Source organism: Brucella sp. NBRC 113783 (assembly GCF_040372265.1).
Lineage (GTDB): Bacteria > Pseudomonadota > Alphaproteobacteria > Rhizobiales > Rhizobiaceae > Brucella > Brucella teleogrylli.
Window position 1 is genome coordinate 293,818 of the sequence record NZ_BAABRX010000004.1, and the last position, 13,108, is coordinate 306,925.

A 13,108-nucleotide genomic window follows, 5' to 3' on the forward strand; every position below is an offset into this window, starting at 1 on the left:
TCCTCGTTTCACTCCGGTCGGATTATGCTTTAACCCCACAATTCGTTGCGTACGCTTTCTGGCCAGGCTTTGACGTCGAGGCCGTGATGATGGAACAGCGCCAATGCGATGCGCTCCAGTCCGAAACCGACGCAAGCCGTGTGCGCGACTTCACCGTCATGTTGCGACAGGCCCCATTTCACGCCGAACTGGTCCTGATGATAGTTGAAGCTCATGCAGGCGGTTGGCTTTTCGACGCTGGTGATCGGGATCAGCAATTCGAATTTCAGGTTCTGGTCGCGCTGGTTGTTGACCAGCAAACGACCCGCGCGTCCAAAGAAAGGATCGTTCGCCACGTCGATTTCCACCGGCAGGCCGACTTTCTTCATCATGTCCGTGCCGCGCTCTATCCAGAGCTGGCGGAACTCCATCACATCCGCTTCCGTGCCCATGCGCACATATTCGCGCATGCGGAACAACTGCTGGCGGGCAGGGTCCACCGAAGGTTCATGGCGGAAGCAATAGGATTGCAGGTCATAGAGGCCGCCGCCCTGCGGCAGCGGACCGCGCTTGGCAATGGTCGGGTAAAGCGGGTAGCAGGCGGCGGGCGTCAGGACGATGTCCGTTGCCTTCTGCTCCAGCGTCCAGTCTTGCCCCTCATCCATGCATTTGATGAGGTTGATATGATCCAGCTCGCAACCGCAGAAGCTGTGCACCGTGCCGGCCAGCTGCGGGAAGCTCTTCATATAGCCGCTTTTTTCGAAGTAAGCGCGATTGAGGCCGGGCGGAAAGCGGATCGCTTCGGCACCATCGCCGCCGCCGGTGCGGTCAATAAGGCGCTCGAAGGCCACGATGACATCTTCAAACTGGCCGGAGCGTCCATAGAGGCCGTCCACGCCGGTTTCAATCAGCAGTCCGGCATCGAAAAGCCGGTTGAGAAAAGATCTTTGCGCGTCCATGGCGTTATCCCAAGAGGCTTGTGTTCTGTTTGTGAATGAGCAGCATGGTCGCCGTATTGCCGAGGATGCGCTCGTTGGAAATCATCAATTGCGCCGAATGCGCATCGCGCAAATGGCGGCCAAGGCTGTAGGGCGTGCCGTTCTTGTAGCCCATGATGCCGCACACCAGCATGGCGTGGTTGATGACCTGCAGAATGGTCTGCGATGCGGCAATCTTCAGATTGTTCATCGCTATGGCAAAGCCCATGGAAGCGAGCTTGTCGGCGTCGTGCTTCGCGTCCTTATAAGTCTTGAGGCAGGCGACGATTTCCGATTTCAGCATTTGCAGCATGTTGGAGGCTTCCGCGACACGCAAAGCGCCCGGCTGCGGTGCGCCCGGATTGCGGCGCGCTGCGGCGCGCACAAAAGCCTGCGCGCGGTTCACTGCGTCCACGGCGATGCCGTACCAGAGCGAACTCCACAATGTATGTGACTGGGCCAGCATCGATTGCGCGGCAATCTCGGCAAATGGATGCGGCAGGATCTGCACCTTGTCCGCTTCGCCGCGAAATACAAAGCCTTCCGAACAGGTGCCGCGCATGCCCAGCGTGTCCCATTCATTGGTCTTTTCCAGCGTGTACTGGTCTTTGCGGAAAACTGTCATGACCTGATCGGACGAAGCTGCACCTTCGTGCGAGCGCGACGTGATCAGGATTGCATCGGCATAGACGCCATAGGAAATAACCGTGGCGTTCTTTTCCAGACGGCAGGTGTCGCCGTCGATTTCGATTGCGCAGATGGAATTGCGCAGGTCGCCGCCAATGCCGCCTTCCGTGGTGGCGGACGCAAGCAGCAACTGCTGGTCCGCAACGTCGCGCATGAAGCCGCGATGCCATTCAACCGATTGCCCATGTTCCACAAGGCTCGAAAGCTTGATGTGGTGCATGGCGAAGATCATCGCGCTTGCGGCACAGGATTGCCCCAAAATGCAGCAGAGTTCTGCAATCTGGTCGATTTCGGCGCTTTCGCCGCCCAGATCGCGCGGCACCTGAATGCCCAGCAATCGTTCGGCCTTCATCGCATCGATGGCTTCGCGCGGAAAGCGCCCTTCCTTATCGACTTGATCAGCGAATTTTCCGGCGATGGCTGCTACGCGACCGGCACGCTCGGAAAGGCTGTTCCCCCCGCCTGCATTCATTATGCGGCCTCGTTATCCTTGAGGATGCTGGTGATGGTCTGTTCAATCGCGCTGATGCTCGCAAAGGATTTGCGGTTCAGAAACTGATCCGGAAATTCGATGTCGAATTTGTCTTCAAGGCCCAGCATCAGCTGCACCGAGGCGAAGGACGACAGGCCCGCCGTATAAAGATCGGCATCGTCTGCAATGTCGGTCACGGCTATGGGCAATCCGCCGACCTTTGCCAGAATTTCCCGAATGGATTCATTCATGATTCATTTCCCCGCTCTTGGTGCGCGTCGACGCAAGCGTTTTTATCCGGCGCACCTTTGCCTAAAAGCTCTTGAGGGTCTGCAACCCCTGCTTGAGGCGATATTAGCACCAGCAAGCCTTTATATTATGTTGACAGGACAGGGTGGTTCCCGGTCAAATATGCAAAGCGTCGCATATAGTTAAATATTAATGATCTTCGCGGTTAATGTCGGAACATAAAGGTGGCTTCGAAGCATTAATTGAGCTTATGTGGAAGCTGGATTTAAATTTATCGATATTTATGACGTGGATATTCGTATTCTCTTATTGATCGAATAATATTATTTGATAATAAAAAGAGAATTGCGAAAGTTGAATCTCCATGAAGTCTTGAAATGATCGATATCATTTACGTTATAACGCCGATATTCGCGCTCATGGCATTTGGTTTTATTGCTGTGAAAACGGGGTTCTTTCCCGCTTCTGGTGTCGGCAGTCTCATTTCCTTCGTGAACAATTTTGCGACGCCCTGCCTGCTGTTTTACTCAATTACGACGAGCGACTTTCGTTCCGCCTTCGATCTCAAGATCATCGGCCCGTTTTATGTCGCGGCGATCATCTGCTTTGTGCTTGGCATTACCATCGCCCGCAAAGTCTATGGAAACCGCCCAGGCGAGAGCGTGTCCGTCGGGTTCTCCGGCACATTCACCAACACGGTGCTGATCGGCCTGCCGATCATGACCCGCGCCTATGGCGATCAGGCGCTGCCGGTTACCTTGTCGATCATCGGTTTGCATGGTGCGATCCTGCTGACGGTCGGCATGATGACGATGGAGCTTGTGCGCCGTGATGGTCAGGTCTTGAGCAAGACGATTATCGTCGCCTTGCGCCGCATCGGTTCCAATCCGCTGATCTGGGGTATTGCCACCGGCATCATCGGCTCCAGCCTCGGGATCAAACTCATCGAGCCTGCGGATGCGTTTTTCTCGATGATGGCGCAGGCGGTCGTGCCGGTTTCGCTGTTTGGTATCGGCGGCGCGCTGACTCAATTCAAGCTGTCGGAAAACTGGAAACAGGCTCTGATCGCATCGATCATCAAGCTGATGGTGCATCCAGCACTTGCCTATGCGCTGATGATCGGCGTGCTGAAAGTTCCCATGGAAACTGCGCGTTATGGCGTGCTGCTTGCAGCCATGCCCGCCGGTGTGAATGTCTATATATTCGCAACTTATTATAACCGCGCCTCTGGTGTGGCGGCCAATGCCATTCTCATCGGCACGCTGCTTTCAGCGGTCACCATGTCGTTCTGGCTATATATTCTCGCCGTCTAGCGAACACGCCCGTCTCAGACGGCGCGCCTGCGCTTCGCGGAGATTTCGTAGCGTTCCCACCCGACCAGAACAAAGCTGGAAGCGACGATCAGCAAGGCGCCAACGAAGACGTTTGTTGCCGGAATTTCCGCCCAGATCGCATAGCCATAGACAAAGGCCCAGATGAGGCCAGTATATTCGACCGGAGCAAGTGCCGATGCGGGCGCGTGACGAAACCCTTCGTAGAGAAGATACTGGCCAAGCGTTGCGATCAAGCCGAGGCCGAACATGAGCGCCCAGCCCATACCATCCGGCCATTGCCAGAGCCATGGAAAGGAAACTGCGCAGGCAATGCCGAAGATCAGGCTGGTTGCGAACATCTGCGTCAGCGTTGTTTCACTGCGGCTGACGAGCCGGATCAGGATCGTGCTCCATGCCCAGCAAAAGCCAGCCACTACGCACATGATGGCGGGTATCAGGTTTGGCGAATGGCCCGGATTGGCCGCGATGACAACGCCCACAAAGCCGCCGAAACAGGCAATCCAGCGTCCGGTTCCAATCCGCTCCTTCAAAACGAGAATGGACAGAAACATGACCATGATCGGTGCGGAGAAATAAAGCGTGGTCAATTCGGCAAGGCCAAGAAACTTGGCGGCATTATAGAACAAAAGCCATGCAAACAGCATCAGCCCGGCACGCAGGACAAGCGTGCCGCGATAGGGGCTGTGCATGATCGACGGGTGGCGGTAATAGCGCACCAAAGCGCCGGTAATCACGACAATGACCAGACTGCGCATGAAGAGGATTTGGGGCACGGCATAACTGGCGACGAGCCATTTCACCAGTGCATCCTGCAAGGCGAAGCATGCATAGCCAGCCGATGCCAGCGCAATTCCGACCAGCGGCTTTGTTTCCTGCATGCCCGTCGACATAATAACCCGCCAAACCGTTATTTTAAAACGAGCAGTTACCGCTGCCGCAAGGCAATGTCATGTCAAAAATAATGATTGATTGATCAGCGTTTGTGACAGGACGCGACCACAAACCATCTTCTACTCATGCGCGCAGTGATATTCAGGCATTCCATGCAGTGTTGAAAGTTGTTTTCTAAAGACAATGTAAAATACGACATATGCCGTATTTTAAATGTTTCTGTATGTCTATTCAATGTTCTCTTGTCGCCAATGCATTTTAGTGACAGAAAATAAGCTGTTCGGGGCAAGGGGGACATCGTGCGGTCGGGGACACTAGCGGGGATGCGTGGCGCGCCGGGATGGCGCTATCTTTGTGCGATGATAGTCGGGCTTTTTGCCTTGATATCCGGTTCGTTGGCGGCTCAATCCGCGCCGACGGCGGCCCCGATAGAACATGTTATATTTAGCAATGGGTCTATCGTTGGTTGGATTGGGGCGACTGTTGGCGGAACGCTAACTTATTCACTGGCATCAAACCCGATGCATGGCATCATTACCAATTTCTTTCCTGAAACCGGAATCTTCACGTATACACCTGCACCGAATTTCAGCGGCGTCGATACATTCACATATCAAGTAACGGACGACACTGGCAGTGCTTCAAATACAGTAACAATTACTGTATTGGGACAAAATCCGACCGTCATGTCAGTGACCGTTCCAAGATCCGGCTACTACAAAGCCGGTGATAAGTTGAACTTCGTCGTGAATTTTGATGATTTGTTTTCCGTAATTGGGAATCCGGTTATACCAATCGTTATAGGTACAACCCTAAGAAATGCGATTTATACACCAACACCAGGGAATGTAAGCAGCAACAGCTTAACTTTCTCCTATACTATCCAGCCTGGCGACATTGATGCAAACGGGATTAGCATTGGGCCTGCGATAGTTTTGAACGGCGGGACAATTGAGACCAACGCGGGTCAGCCAGCCGATCTTACACTCAACAATGTTGGTGCTACGAACGGGGTTCTTGTTAATACAGCCAATCCAACAGTGGTGCTTTCAACGTCGTCGCCCGCCTCCAGCGAGGAGAAGATCATTACCATCACTTTCTCGGAAGCGGTATCGGGGCTGGACCAGAACGATTTCGAGATATCCACTACAGGACTCCATGATATTACTTATCGTTTGGATTCATCCGTTAACAATATAGTTTATACGCTTCGAATGCGGGTTCAAAGTAGTGAATCGGTTCAGATACAATTACCAGAAAACGCTGCCGTGAGTTTTTTTGGAAATAAAAATCTTGCGTCCAACATATTGGATATTTCAGTTGTTAAATCATCCGATGCGAATTTGCAGAATCTTATTCCCAGCACAGGTACTTTAACGCCGACCTTTGCTCCCAACACGAGCTCGTACACGTTGAATGTCGCAAACGATGTGGAGAGCATTTCGTTCACACCATCGCTTGCAGATATCAACGCAACGGCTGTCGTCAATGGGGCATCAACGCCCAATGGAACGTCCAGCGCTTCAATCCCATTGGTGGTGGGGAGCAACACGGTTACCACGACTGTTACCGCGCAGGATGGAACCACCACGAAGAGCTATACGGTCAATGTCATTCGCGCGCAGTCCGGCAATGCCGAACTGGTGGGCCTTGTTCCGAGCGCTGGATCTCTTGACCCGGCATTTTCGCCGAGCGCGACGACTTACGCGCTGGCGGTTCCAACCGAAACATCGTCGTTACAACTGACGCCCACTGCCGCTGATCCGACGGCAACCATCACGGTCAACGGAGCAGCCGTTGCGTCCGGTAGCGCGAGCAGTGCGTTCCCGTTGGGCATCGGCAATACGACCCTAACGGTTGTCGTCATTGCGCAAAATGGAACGACACGCAGCTATATGGTGAATGTCACGCGCGCCGTGTCGGCGGATGCAACGCTTGCGAGCCTTGTTCCGAGCGTCGGATCGCTGGACCCGGCATTTGACAAGGAGACGCTCAGCTATTCTGTCAATGTCGAGAATGGTGTCGAGAGCATTTCATTCGTGCCAACCGTTTCCGAGCCTTCCGCCCGGGTAAGTGTTGCAGGAAGCAATGTTGCGTCGGGAAGTTCAAGCGCTCCGGTGGGGTTGGGGGTTGGTGCGAATACGGTTTCGATTGTTGTAACTGCGCCAAGCGGCGCCAATCGCAGCTACACGGTGGTTGTCAGCCGTGCGGTGCCGGTCTTCCCGGACCCGACGCTTGATCCCGAAGTGATCGGCCTGTTGAACGCGCAGACAAGTGCGGCACGACGTTTTGCGCAAGTTCAAACCCGGAATTTTCAAAACCGGCTTGAGCAATTGCATGATGAAGGCGACCGCAGAAAGTCCAGTCTCGGTGTACGGCTCGGCGGGCAGGCGTCCAACGCGGCATCGGTGGACCCGTCCGACCGGTCTTCTTCAGCGTCTGCAACGCCCAATGCGGCCCTTGGCTATGCGCCGGAAAAGCGCAATGCTTTTCCGGGCAAGGTGATCGGCCTGAAGGACCCGGAACAGCCCGCACCAGCTTTGGACCCTGACCTTGGACCATTCGCATTCTGGAGCAGCGGCTTCGTCAATTTTGGTGAGCGCGATAGTGGCAAGCTCGATCTGGACTATACGCTTGTGGGCGTGAGTGGCGGTATCGACTATCGGTTTTCGGAACGGTTCGTGGCCGGTTTTGGCGTAGGCTATGGGCGGGATCGGACCGACATTGGTGACAACGGCACGGAAAGCCGTGCCAATGCTTACAGCGCTGCCTTCTATGGCAGTTTCAAGCCGCTCGACAATTTCTTTATCGATGCGCTGGTGGGCGGCAGCATTCTGGATTTTGATTCCATCCGTTTCATCACGACAGACGGAAGTTTGACCGACGGCAAACGCGACGGCAGCCAGATGTTCGGGTCTCTGACGGCGGCCTACGAATTTCGTCAGGAAACGTGGCTGGTTTCACCCTATGGCCGGTTGGAAATGTCGCGTTCCTGGCTCGATGGCTATGCCGAAAGCGGAGACAGCATCTATCGGCTGACCTATGGCGATCAAACCGTGGACACCGTCACGGGTGTGGTTGGTCTGCGCGCCAATTACGCCATCGACTACACATGGGGCCGTTTGACGCCGGGTGTGCGGGCAGAATACGCGCATGATTTTCAAGGGGCGAGCCGGACCGCAATGGGCTACAGCGCACTCGGTGGGCTTCCTTATGCGCTCGACATCGAAGGCGAGAGCAGCGATAGCGGAAATGTCGGTCTGTCGCTTGATTTCAGTTTCGAAAATGCATGGACCACCGGCGTAGAATATCAGACCGGCTTCGGCGGCTCTGGCGCGCGAGACCACGCATTCGCACTGCGGGTCGGTGCGAAGTTCTGACAAAAGGCGGCTGCAGGGCCGCTTTTATCTTATCTCGCGTCTTGTGGGTTCAATTCACGGAACAAAAACTGGTCATCTCCATTAATAAGGTGACCAATTATTAGCCGGATGCACTATGGACCGTTATGGTGGGGTTCCTAATCGAAATCTGCCGTTGAACTCAGCCAACACCAGGTTGCCGACTTTGGCCGCGATGGCCGGGGTCATTGCCATATTCTATTTCGCCAAAGATGTTTTCCTGCCGCTGGCCATAGCGATTTTGCTCACCTTCATGCTGGCGCCGATTGTGGCCTTCCTCCGCCGGCTGCGGCTGCCGAGGCTGGTGGCGATCATCACCAGTGTTGTCGGGGGTTTCCTGATCATCGCGATTTTCAGCGCGATCCTGGCCTTTCAGGTGACGGAGGTTGGGCAGAACATCGCGACCTACCAGTACAACATCATTGAGAAAATACGGAATTTGAAGAAGGCAGGCACGGAAGGCGGGATCATCGACCGCTTGAACCGCTTCGCCGAACGGGTAGGGGCCGAGATCAACAGTCCGGAAGAAAAGCCGGATGTTCCCGGGATCAATCCGGAGCCGGAGAGAAAACCGGTGCTGGTTGAAGTCTTCTCGCGCCGCAGCCCCATCGAAACGCTGGAAAACGTTCTGGGGCCGCTGATCAGCCCGCTGGCGACAACCGGCCTTGTCATCGTGGTCGTGGTTTTCATGCTGCTTGAAAGGGAAGAACTGCGCGACAGGTTTATCCGGCTTGTCGGTTATGGCGATTTGCATCGAACCACCGAAGCCCTTCAGGAAGCTGGTAGTCGCGTCGGTCAATATCTGCTGACCCAACTCATGGTCAATATTGCCTATGGCGTGCCATTGGGCATCGGCCTGTGGCTGCTTGGCATACCCAATGCGCTGTTGTGGGGCATGCTCGCTATAGTGCTGAGATTTGTGCCCTATATCGGGCCGGTGATTGCTGCGGTCATGCCGATATTTCTGGCATTTGCGGTTTCGCCCGGCTGGACATTGCTCATCTGCACCATCGCGCTCTTCATCATTGTGGAACTCATCAGCAATAACGTCATCGAGCCGTGGCTATACGGCTCGCGAACAGGACTGTCCCCCCTTGCAATCATTGTATCCGCGATCTTCTGGGCATGGCTCTGGGGACCTGTTGGGCTGGTACTCTCAACCCCGCTGACGGTTTGTCTCGTAGTGCTGGGGCGGCATGTGCCGCAGTTTGAGTTCTTCGAGATATTGTTCGGCGACGAGCCGGTCCTAGACCCGGAAGAGAGGCTCTATCAACGCCTGCTTGCGGGAGACCCGATCGAAGCAACGGATAATGCGGAAGAAATCCTCGAAGAGAAGTTTCTGGTTGAATATTATGGCGCTGTTGCCATCCCGGCGCTCCTCCTTGCGGAACAGGACAGGGCGCGCGGGGCGCTGAATGAAAAGCAGCTGAAGGACGTCACCAGCAGCGCAGATATGCTTGTTGCCAATCTTCGCATGATTGCAAATGAAGAACTGGACAACGATGAAGATGTGACGGTCGATGCGGCCACCAAGGAAAAGGCCAAGGTCGAACTTCCGCCCGGTGAGGGGAGAACTGTCGTCTGTATCGGCGGCCATGATGCGCTGGATGACATTACCGCCGAAATGGTGGCTCAGGTGCTGTCCGTACAGGGTGCGCGCGCCACTGTTATCGGCCATGCGGGCTTGTTGCCAAGCCAGTTGAAAAAAGAGGCTGTCGCCGAGGCGTCCGCTATCGTGGTCTGCTATCTCAATGTGGAGTACGCGACACGCGGAAGGTTCTCTATCCGCCGTCTGAAGCGTCTTAATCCAGATGCGTTGATCGGTGTTGCCATATGGTCCCTTGGGCAGACGAGAGACCGCAAGGAAGGCGCAGAACTCCAAAATAGAATTCGGGCGGATTTTGTTGCCTCCGGGATCGTTGACGTTGTGATCAACTGTCTCGCGGATGGAGAACCGCCGAAGCTTCGCTTGTCGGATACATCAAGCGACAAGCAACGCGCGCCAAAGGAATAGTGCGGTCTCGACACACGGTCTGGTTCAGACATGGGGCGCAGTCACCGATCTGACGCGACCCCCACAACTACATACTATGCTGTTCCACATATGTCTGATGGCAGTGAAACTAGGCCACGCCGCTCACGGTTATGCAGCGGATTTCGGCGCTTCATCAATTCCATTACTGTGTCTCATGTGGTCCACATCAATATATTTAATTAAGGATTTGAAAAATGGATACGAATTTTATTGGTTCTGTCATTCACGCTCTGCCCGTCGAAGATATGATCGGCGGGCCGCTGCAGGCCATGATTAAGGCTCAGCTACAGGCGAGCCACAGCTATGCAGAATTTCTGTTAAAGGTATGTATTAAGGACGGCGTCGCTATTGCCGTTCAGTTCGATTACGACGAGACCGTAATCAACGAGCAAGATGGAACTCCATCTACGCTCAAGAAGACTATGCGTATTCCTTTGCTTGCAACTATTGCTCACCCCAATATTTGCATTGAAGAGGGTACTATTGATTTTGAGCTGGAAGTTACGCAGGCAGAAAAATCCCAGAGCACGACTAAGGCTGATGCAACGGCCGAAGGCAGCATCGGCTGGGGGCCTTTCAGCGTTAAACTAGCAGGTCGCGTATCGCATAAGTCCGAACAAACGCGATCAACGGACACCCGGGCGAAGTATAGCATTCATACCCAGGTAAAGCGTCAGCCTGCGCCGGAAGCGCTGCTGCGAGTCATTGACTTCCTGACAGACGCTGCCACCAAGCCTGTGATGCACAAGGATGTCAAAGCCGTGGATTTCCCTAAGACGGATCCAAAGAACCTGATGCTCACTCCTAGCGAAAATAATAATGGAGGCGACACAAATTAAGCCAATAATAAATTAATTAATTACAAATATTAATATTAAATATTATTAATTAATAAAATTGAATCGAGGTGAGAAGATCGCTGGGCGATCTTCTCACCCAAAAGGTAGTATTATGTCTATAAAAGATTGGTTATATAAAAAGACCGGAATTGAAGAATCTGATACTTCTTCAAAAGATCATGGATCTAATTTTTTTCAAAGTAATCGACCGGTATTATCAATAGATGAAATTGCACTCGGTATGCAGCACGCAGCCATGGCAGCAAACCGATTGGTCGCGCGTCAATACTTACAGGCTATGGAGCCTTTCTTTGACGACATTGGCGATGGGCGCCTTAAGCCTAAAGTCGTTGATATCGAGCTGGATGACGACCATCAAATCAAAATCCCTCTAGTGGCGATGTCTACGCCTCGCGGGCTTCTTCTGGAAAAGATGAAAGTATTCTTGACCGTCTGTACAGAAGCCATCGAGCCAATGGACGCCTCTGCTCTTTCCGGGGAAGAAACGACGAACCGCTTTATTGTAAGCCTCTCTCCAACTGCGCATGACAAAAATGGGCGCTGCCCCAGCCATGTAGATATCGAGATGGAGTTTGCATCGTTTGAGCCGCCGGAAAGCGTGATGCGTTTGATCGACGAGTACACACGTCACATACAGCCCGTTCGTCAATCCTGAGGTTATTGTTATGGAGCAACAACGAAGAATAGGTCAATCTGGTCTAAATTTGATTAAAGAGTTTGAAGGTTTGAGGCTCGAGAAATACAAAGATGCTGTAGGAAAATGGACTATCGGCTATGGCCATTTAATACTGCCTTCAGAGCGATTTGACCGGCCTTTAACGGAATTGGAGGCAGAGGATTTACTTCAAAGTGATTTGAGGAAATTCGAAGGGGGCGTCATCCAGTATGTCGCCGTCAGTATGAACCAGAATCAATTCGATGCTCTCGTATCATTCGCATTCAATCTAGGGCTGGCCAATCTGAAAGGCTCGACGCTGCTTCGCCTCCTGAACCACGGTCAATATACAGAAGCTGCAGAACAATTTTTGCGATGGAACAAGGCGGGTGGAATGGCGTTGCCCGGTTTAACGCGCAGACGGGCCGCTGAGCGCGATCTGTTCTTGAGAGCACCTTAGAGCCTGTTCCAAAAGTCGCCCTGTGTGGCTGCAAATGGCAATTTTCTGCGTTCCGGTGCTCACGTACCTTGAATACGCTCCGCTCCGGTACTCGAAAATCACCATTTTCGCACACACATGCCGCTTCTTGATTCAGGCTCTTAAAAATAGGGAAGAAATTAATCGAGATATTTTTATATAATTTAAACTATGGGGAATAAACAATGTTTAATCTATGGGGCGTAATTTTTAGAAATAATTTGGACTTAATGATATTTAATATAAATTACTGCATATATATACTTTATTAATTGATTCGTCTATTTTAAGTGGATAATAAAATGAATTTACTAATTATAGACAGCCATGATATATATTTACGAGGGACAATGCATGGCTTAAAGAACATCGACAAAAATTATTGTATTTACGGGTGTAATTCGATTTCAGATTGGTCTGAAGACATCGAAAACTTGATATTGTCAGCGGTGTTAATTGCCGGTGACTGTTCCCCATCAATCCTGACGGGGTCACTTGAAAAGATTAAAGAAAAACTGCCACTCGTTCCAATAATATTGATGGTTGGCGATGACAGTAGCTTTCGCCGCGGTGGATTTGATAGTTACAATATAAAATCAGTTATCAAGAGGAGTACCTCAATCGACGGTTTGCATGATGTAATATCCGTTATTAATTCCGGGTTCACGTGTTACTCAAATGAGATAAATTCCATGGGGAACCGGCGTAGGAACTCCGGCTTGTTGAGCAATCGGAAAGAAGAGATACTTAGGCTCGTATTGGACGGTTGCACGAATAAGCAAATTGCCAAGATTTTGAATATTAGTCCCGGAACGGTAAAGTCACATATAGAATCTATTCTTGTAAAGTTGAATGTTAATAGCAGAATCAAAGCTGCTACAACCTACTTCATGAACGGCCATGCTGCGGATAATTTATCGGTGGTTAGCGATCGAAATTTTGGAGTTGAATGATCGTGCCCTTGGAGGATTCGCAAAGGTCATTACCTCGCCCAAATAGCGGCTTCAGCAGGCCGCTTGTCCAGAGAAGACGCTGATGGCTGAAACGGGAGGTGAGCGCTAATTGCGCCACGCCCGTTACGGTCGCGAGCAGC

11 protein-coding genes and 1 pseudogene are annotated in these 13,108 nt (G+C 52.5%); 8 read left to right on the forward strand and 4 right to left on the reverse strand.

The window, feature by feature from the left end:
* Nucleotides 1-29: 29 nt before the first annotated feature.
* Genes ABWW11_RS15725 through ABWW11_RS15735 form a run of 3 tightly spaced genes read right to left on the reverse strand, consistent with a single transcriptional unit; the run spans nucleotide 30 to nucleotide 2,366 of the window.
* Nucleotides 30-938, reverse strand: a complete 909-nt coding sequence (locus tag ABWW11_RS15725) for an amino acid--[acyl-carrier-protein] ligase (protein ID WP_109367779.1) — start codon at nucleotides 936-938, stop codon at nucleotides 30-32.
* A 4-nt stretch (nucleotides 939-942) separates the two neighbouring features.
* Nucleotides 943-2,115, reverse strand: coding sequence for an acyl-CoA dehydrogenase family protein (locus ABWW11_RS15730; protein WP_109367778.1), 1,173 nt, complete (start codon nucleotides 2,113-2,115; stop codon nucleotides 943-945).
* A complete protein-coding gene (locus ABWW11_RS15735; protein ID WP_109367777.1) occupies nucleotides 2,115-2,366 on the reverse strand; it encodes an acyl carrier protein in 252 nt (83 codons plus the stop codon). The genes ABWW11_RS15730 and ABWW11_RS15735 overlap by 1 nt, the downstream gene beginning before the upstream one ends.
* A gap of 375 nt (nucleotides 2,367-2,741) precedes the next feature.
* Between ABWW11_RS15735 and ABWW11_RS15740 the strand changes: the two genes are divergently transcribed.
* Nucleotides 2,742-3,677 carry an AEC family transporter gene (locus ABWW11_RS15740; RefSeq protein WP_109367776.1) on the forward strand — a complete coding sequence of 312 codons (936 nt, stop codon included), beginning with the start codon at nucleotides 2,742-2,744 and terminating at the stop codon, nucleotides 3,675-3,677.
* Nucleotides 3,678-3,691: 14 nt separating this feature from the next.
* On the opposite strand, the gene ABWW11_RS15745 is transcribed toward ABWW11_RS15740, so the two are convergent.
* A complete protein-coding gene (locus ABWW11_RS15745; protein ID WP_109367775.1) occupies nucleotides 3,692-4,588 on the reverse strand; it encodes a DMT family transporter in 897 nt (298 codons plus the stop codon).
* A gap of 324 nt (nucleotides 4,589-4,912) precedes the next feature.
* Between ABWW11_RS15745 and ABWW11_RS15750 the strand changes: the two genes are divergently transcribed.
* The 7 genes and pseudogenes from ABWW11_RS15750 to ABWW11_RS15780 all read left to right on the forward strand — a co-directional run bounded on the left by ABWW11_RS15750 (nucleotide 4,913) and on the right by ABWW11_RS15780 (nucleotide 12,968).
* Nucleotides 4,913-7,969: a cadherin-like beta sandwich domain-containing protein gene (locus tag ABWW11_RS15750; protein ID WP_109367774.1), complete on the forward strand. Its 3,057-nt coding sequence runs from the start codon at nucleotides 4,913-4,915 to the stop codon at nucleotides 7,967-7,969.
* A 115-nt stretch (nucleotides 7,970-8,084) separates the two neighbouring features.
* Nucleotides 8,085-10,001 (forward strand): AI-2E family transporter, encoded by a 1,917-nt coding sequence (locus ABWW11_RS15755; protein ID WP_109367773.1) that lies wholly within the window; start codon nucleotides 8,085-8,087, stop codon nucleotides 9,999-10,001.
* A 215-nt stretch (nucleotides 10,002-10,216) separates the two neighbouring features.
* Entirely contained in the window at nucleotides 10,217-10,861 is a 645-nt protein-coding gene (locus ABWW11_RS15760; protein WP_109367772.1) for a DUF2589 domain-containing protein, read from the forward strand.
* 112 nt (nucleotides 10,862-10,973) lie between these two features.
* The gene (locus tag ABWW11_RS15765; RefSeq protein WP_109367771.1) at nucleotides 10,974-11,537 is read left to right on the forward strand and encodes a DUF2589 domain-containing protein; all 564 of its coding nucleotides are present in this window, start codon (nucleotides 10,974-10,976) and stop codon (nucleotides 11,535-11,537) included.
* Nucleotides 11,538-11,547: 10 nt separating this feature from the next.
* A complete protein-coding gene (locus ABWW11_RS15770; protein ID WP_109367770.1) occupies nucleotides 11,548-11,997 on the forward strand; it encodes a lysozyme in 450 nt (149 codons plus the stop codon).
* Between the two features lie 34 nt (nucleotides 11,998-12,031).
* Nucleotides 12,032-12,142 (forward strand): annotated as a pseudogene (locus ABWW11_RS15775) (flagellar basal body P-ring protein FlgI); the annotation flags it as partial.
* Between the two features lie 175 nt (nucleotides 12,143-12,317).
* Nucleotides 12,318-12,968, forward strand: a complete 651-nt coding sequence (locus tag ABWW11_RS15780; protein WP_109367769.1) for a response regulator transcription factor — start codon at nucleotides 12,318-12,320, stop codon at nucleotides 12,966-12,968.
* Nucleotides 12,969-13,108 lie beyond the last annotated feature (140 nt).